This is a genomic window from Marinitoga hydrogenitolerans DSM 16785 (assembly GCF_900129175.1).
GTDB lineage: Bacteria > Thermotogota > Thermotogae > Petrotogales > Petrotogaceae > Marinitoga > Marinitoga hydrogenitolerans.
The window spans coordinates 1-5,402 of record NZ_FQUI01000069.1; the positions used below are offsets into that span (position 1 = coordinate 1).

Annotated in this window: 6 protein-coding genes; 3 read left to right on the plus strand and 3 right to left on the minus strand. The window is 22.9% G+C overall.

Features of this window, described 5'->3' with window-relative positions; all coding sequences use genetic code 11:
* Positions 1-277, plus strand: a 277-nt coding sequence (locus tag BUA62_RS11035; protein ID WP_143148388.1) for a transposase, incomplete at its 5' end; no start/stop codon positions are given.
* 607 nt (positions 278-884) lie between these two features.
* On the opposite strand, the gene BUA62_RS11040 is transcribed toward BUA62_RS11035, so the two are convergent.
* From BUA62_RS11040 to BUA62_RS11045, 3 genes are all read right to left on the minus strand, one after another.
* A complete protein-coding gene (locus BUA62_RS11040; protein ID WP_072866089.1) occupies positions 885-1,193 on the minus strand; it encodes a transposase in 309 nt (102 codons plus the stop codon).
* A gap of 291 nt (positions 1,194-1,484) precedes the next feature.
* Positions 1,485-1,634 carry a hypothetical protein gene (locus BUA62_RS11615; RefSeq protein WP_159429530.1) on the minus strand — a complete coding sequence of 50 codons (150 nt, stop codon included), beginning with the start codon at positions 1,632-1,634 and terminating at the stop codon, positions 1,485-1,487.
* Between the two features lie 72 nt (positions 1,635-1,706).
* Positions 1,707-2,135: an IS110 family transposase gene (locus tag BUA62_RS11045; protein ID WP_084670804.1), complete on the minus strand. Its 429-nt coding sequence runs from the start codon at positions 2,133-2,135 to the stop codon at positions 1,707-1,709.
* A gap of 913 nt (positions 2,136-3,048) precedes the next feature.
* Between BUA62_RS11045 and BUA62_RS11050 the strand changes: the two genes are divergently transcribed.
* Positions 3,049-3,708, plus strand: a complete 660-nt coding sequence (locus BUA62_RS11050) for a transposase (protein ID WP_084670805.1) — start codon at positions 3,049-3,051, stop codon at positions 3,706-3,708.
* Positions 3,709-4,106: 398 nt separating this feature from the next.
* On the plus strand, positions 4,107-5,201 hold the full coding sequence (locus BUA62_RS11055) for a glycosyltransferase family 4 protein (protein ID WP_072866092.1): 1,095 nt from the start codon (positions 4,107-4,109) through the stop codon (positions 5,199-5,201).
* Positions 5,202-5,402: the final 201 nt, after the last annotated feature.

Sequence of the window (5,402 nt, forward strand, 5' to 3'; positions counted from 1 at the left end):
AGTAAAAGAATTCAAAAAAGTTCTATTTTCCAAAAGCACAGAAAAATTGCATAATTGGATAAAAAAATATGAAAAAAGTTCTATTCAAGGGATACAGAGTTTCATACATGGAATAAAACGAGACATAGTAGCAGTAGAAAACGCAATAATATATGAATATAGTAATGGCTTAGCAGAGGGAAAAATAAACAAAATAAAATTAATAAAAAGAATGATGTATGGAAGATGTAAATTTGAAACATTAAAAAATAAAATTCTGTTGATTGAACATAATTAAACTAATCTAAGCATAATCACAGTTTATTCAAGTAACTTTGGAAAGAGCCGCAGATATATACCATAAATTCCATAGAAAATATACATCACTAATGATGAATCATTGATAAAAGCAATATATCTTGCAGCAATGAGAATAATAGAAAAATGGACTACTAGAAATAGAGACTGGGAACAAATATTAAACGAACTTAGATATATTTTGGAGATGATAGAGTGTATTCTCTAAAAAGTCAAGAGATAAAATATAAAAATTATAATAAATTATTTTTTGATATTTTGTAAAAAATCCACCATTTTACAGCAATCAATGCTGCAATAATTCAAAATAAACTATTTGTTTTTTGTAAATTAGTTTAGGTTTTGTGTGTTATTTAAAGCAATCATGCTGTTTTAAGTTTTAAATATTCTGGATTAAATTCGGTATTATTTTTCCATAATGTATATACTAATTCTGCCAATTTTCTTGTTATTGCTGTTTGGGCAACTTTTTTTGGTTTCCCTCTTTTAATTAAAGCGTTGTATTTTTCTTTGTATTCTGGTATGTATTTTAAAACTCTTATGGCCCATAATGAAAATATATGTCTTAAATGGCTATTCCCTTTTTTTTATATTTTTTTATTTTTTCTGTATTTTCCTGATTGGGAAATTGTTGGATCAAGCCCTATATATGAGACAAAATGTTTTTTACTTTCAAAACGAGATATGTTTCCTATTTCTGATATAATTGTAAGTGGAGTTACTAATTCACCTGAGCCTGGAATAGTAATTATTGCTTTATACGCTTGATAATATGGATTCTCTTTATCTATTTTCTCTTTATTTATGTTATCTCCATGATTATAATTATTTTTATTGTCATCATATTTGTTATTATTACTGTTATTGCCATCAAAATACTCATTTTGAATATTCATATTAAAATTATTAAAAATTTCATTTGAAACTCTTTCTATTTCATCTTCGAGTATTTTTATTTGTTCTATATGGTTTTTAATTAATTCTATTTTCGATTTAATTAATATAGCAGAAGAATCGTGTTTTATACCAATTGAATGGGTTAAATCATTAATAACATTTAAAGCCTTTTCTTTGTTCCAGAAGCATCGCTTCGCGAAAAATCATTTTTTAATCATAATATTTGATTTAGATTGATATTTTAAAAATAATAGTAAAACTTCAAATATCAATGTATAAAAGATTATCTTTTATACATTTGCTAAAGCAAGTAAATTTGTAACTTTTCTTTTATGCTTTAATATGGATTTTAATGTTGGATATCGCAATAATAATTTCAACAGAACAGAGGAATCCATTTCTGAGAAATAATTTAATAATTCTGGTATATATTTAATCATGCTGCGCAAGCAGGAGGATTAAATGGTTTTTATTTAAAAATAATCCAATTCTTTATAAAAAACATTCGTTTTTTATAAATGTGTTTTTAAAGATGCAAGGCTTTTAGCAATATTTTTTCTAGCTCTGAGCAAATTTCTCAATTCTAAAATTAAGTCATCAGGCTCAGATGATCTAATGGCATATTCTCTAAGTATGTATATAGCTTTGGCGATATTTTTAGAATCAATTTTATCAGTTTTTGAATGATTAAATGACCTCATAAAATTCTTAAGTGAATATGGATGTAATATTAAAACACTAAAACCTTTTTCATTTAAAAACTGTTTTAATGCTAAATGATAAGTCCCTATAGATTCCATAGCAATCATATATTCATCGTTAATATTTTTAATAACATCTAAAAATTCATTAAATCCATCATATGATTGTTTAAACACAAAATGTTTAAACTTTTTACCATCAAAAATAGCAACATCAAATTTAGTTGATGAAATATCAATCTCAAGTAATCATACAGAGAACCTCCTTCTGACATACGACCGTACTTTGTACAAGCTTTCAATGCTTAATTCTCTAAACCATGCTAAAAGGAGATGATAACTACAGCTAACAAGCTCTAAGCTTAGTCAAACTCTCTATCTTTCTCCATATGATTTAATATTTTCAAAACTGTTTTTCTATGAAATATTTTATATCAATATTTTTTCTAAATCAACATTAGAATTATTAATGCTATACAATTCAACAATAACTAAATCAAACCATACTAATAATTATTATACTTAAATATTTATTATATATATTATAATTTTCTATTTTAATTATACACGGTCTCTATTTTAAAAAAGTGAATATTAATTAAATCACTGTACAGAAATGTGATCAAAGGTATAAAAACAAAAATTATACTTATTTGAATTTTATTTTCAAAATTAATTTTAAGAAAATGAAAAATATATAATTACAGAAAAATTATAACTCTACTATTCAAATTTCACAAAGTATATAATATTTTTGAAAATCTAAGAAAAACTTAAGATTTACTAATATTTTATAATACTCTATATTAATCAACTATTATCAATTTACACGGAATTTTGTATAGTTTCTGGGAGAAACTTTAAAAATATCTGAAATAATAGATGTAGGACGATTTTTTTAGAATAAAGCACTTATTATACTGACCAGATTCATTAAACTTTTTTTTCACTAAAAAAATGCTGAGTGTCAAACGCTATATTTCTCATAAATATCGTTTTGAGATATTGAATCTGGACTAAGTATTCTTTAACAACAGATAATTTAAAATCAGAAAAATATATTTTAAGTTTTATCGTTAACCTAGCTCCTTTGTCTTTTTTCAATTTTATGATATCACTTTCTTATTTTTTGTCCAAATCTTGTAGGGGGTGAATACGGAAAGGAAAAGATGCAAAAACATTTAAAAAATTTAAAAATAAATATATAGAAAAAAAAGGAAAAGAGTCAGATATAAAAACAATATGTATGAATATGTCAGTATCTTTTAAATCAGGAGCAAAGGAACATTTTCCAAAAGCAAAATTAGTATTTGATAAATTTCATATAATAAAATTATTAAACGAACAACTAAATAAAATAAGAAAAAGAGAAAGAAAAGACTACAAAGATATACTAAATAAAACAAAATATATATTCTTAAAAAATCCAAAAAATCTAACAAATAAACAAAATGAAAAACTTGAGCAATTAATGGAATACAAATATCTTGATACAGTAAAAGCATATTCTTTAATTCTAGAATTCAAAAAAATATTTGATTATAAAAAACCAGCATATGCATCAAAATTCTTTAAAAAATGGTATGAAAAAGCATTAAATTCAAATATTCCAGAAATGAAAAAAGCAGCTAAGAGTTTATATAAGCATATAAAAGGTATTCTTATGCATTTAAAAACAGGATTAACCAATGCTAAAATTGAAGGTATGTATTCAAAGCTTAGAACTTTTACTAAAAGGGCTTATGATTTTAAGTCTTTTAAGTATTTATCCATTACTATTTTTTTTGCTTTAGGTAAATTGTCTTTTTCTTAATTACCCATTCGTTTTGGAAGAGAACCATAAAAAATATGATCTTCTTATTCAAGAAATATGAATATTGAAATATTAATAAAAGTATGTAATTTGCATGTATAAATGTAAAATAAATAAAAAGAAAAATAATCATACAGTAAAAAGGAATCCCACATAGTAACGCAAAAATAGAATCATTTTATTCAATATTAAAAAAAAGAAGAAATATAAATAAATAAATAAAAAAGAATACAACACAACAAATAATGTTACAATTTAATTTATTGCATCCTCATATTTGATATAAGACCGATTCAATTAATATAAACTTCTAAAAAAAGAGAAAAGTTTTTTAAGAAAATAATAAAAATCAAGATTCAGGAGATTAACCAATTTTAAAAATATGAGGAGGAGAATATATGAAATTATTAATATTTGTTCCTGAAAAATTTAATGAAGTTGGGGGATTTAAACTTCCTTTAAGCAAATATCTTCCTTTTTTAAGTAAACTATATGATACTATAATTTTTGAAGTTCCGTATAGTTTAAAAAGGAAACGTTGTATTAAAAATGTTATGAAACAAGTATATGATTTAAATCTAGAGAACGAAGAAATAATAATATTATCTTTTACTCTTAATGTAACAATCAATGTGGAAAGAATCATAAAAACAATTTCTAAAAGAAATATTATTATAAAAAAAATATCTTTTTTATTCGATAGTTTATATTTCTTTTTTAAATCTACTACTGAGTTTAACAGGAAGAATAATATTAAATATAGAAAGAAAGTTTTAGATGTATTAAAAGGTTTTGAATATTATAGGAAAGAAAAATACATATTAAAAAATTGGGATGATGTTATATTAGCTTCTCCAGCGGATATAGATTTTATTAGGAAAAACTACAAGCAGATTAATTCAACAATTCATTTAATTCCTAATGGAATAGACATAAAAAGTGAAAAAATGTTTAAAACAAAAAACATTGATAAAGAAAATATAAAAATAGGTTATATAGGAATGATTAAAAATAATTTTGATTGGTTTTTAGATAATTGGTGGCCGGAAATTATAAAAAAGAATAATAAGCTGAAATTAATTATTGCTGGTAAAGATTCAACCAAAGGTATATCATCATCTTATATAAAAAAACAAAAAAATGTTGAATTTATTGGAAAAGTGGATGATTTAAATAATTTTTATAAAAAATGTGATTTAGTAATAGTTGCTATTAGAAAAAATTGCGGCATTTTAAATAAAGTATTAGAGGCTTTTTCTTATAAAGTTCCAGTGATAGGTTTAAAAAATAATTTTTTAGCTTTTCCTGGAGCTTATGATATGGAGCATTATGTGTCTTTTGAATCCGTTGATGATTTTTTATGTAAATTAAAATACATTTTAGATGAAAATAATTATTATAGAATAGCAGAAAATGCCTTTAAATATATTTTAAAAAATCACAATTGGAAAGATTCATTAGATAAACTATACGCAGTTATTAATTATGATTAATTTTATACATAATAATAGATTGATTAAGGAAATGTTATTTTTTATTTATGTAAATGGTAAAATAAAAAAGAACAAAAAGAGGAAAATAAAAATGAACAAAAATGCGGCTTGACCCCCGAAAATTAGACAAAAAATAAGAAAAACTCATTTTTTCACAGAAACGAAAAAATCAGAAAAATTATAAGAAGAAATAAAATCATT

What these genes read in the sequence shown, in the direction of transcription:
- BUA62_RS11615 (WP_159429530.1), bottom strand. Translation starts at nt 1,634, where the DNA reads ATGATTAAATATATACCAGAATTATTAAATTATTTCTCAGAAATGGAT.
- BUA62_RS11040 (WP_072866089.1), bottom strand. Translation starts at nt 1,193, where the DNA reads ATGAATATTCAAAATGAGTATTTTGATGGCAATAACAGTAATAATAAC.
- BUA62_RS11055 (WP_072866092.1), top strand. Translation starts at nt 4,107, where the DNA reads ATGAAATTATTAATATTTGTTCCTGAAAAATTTAATGAAGTTGGGGGA.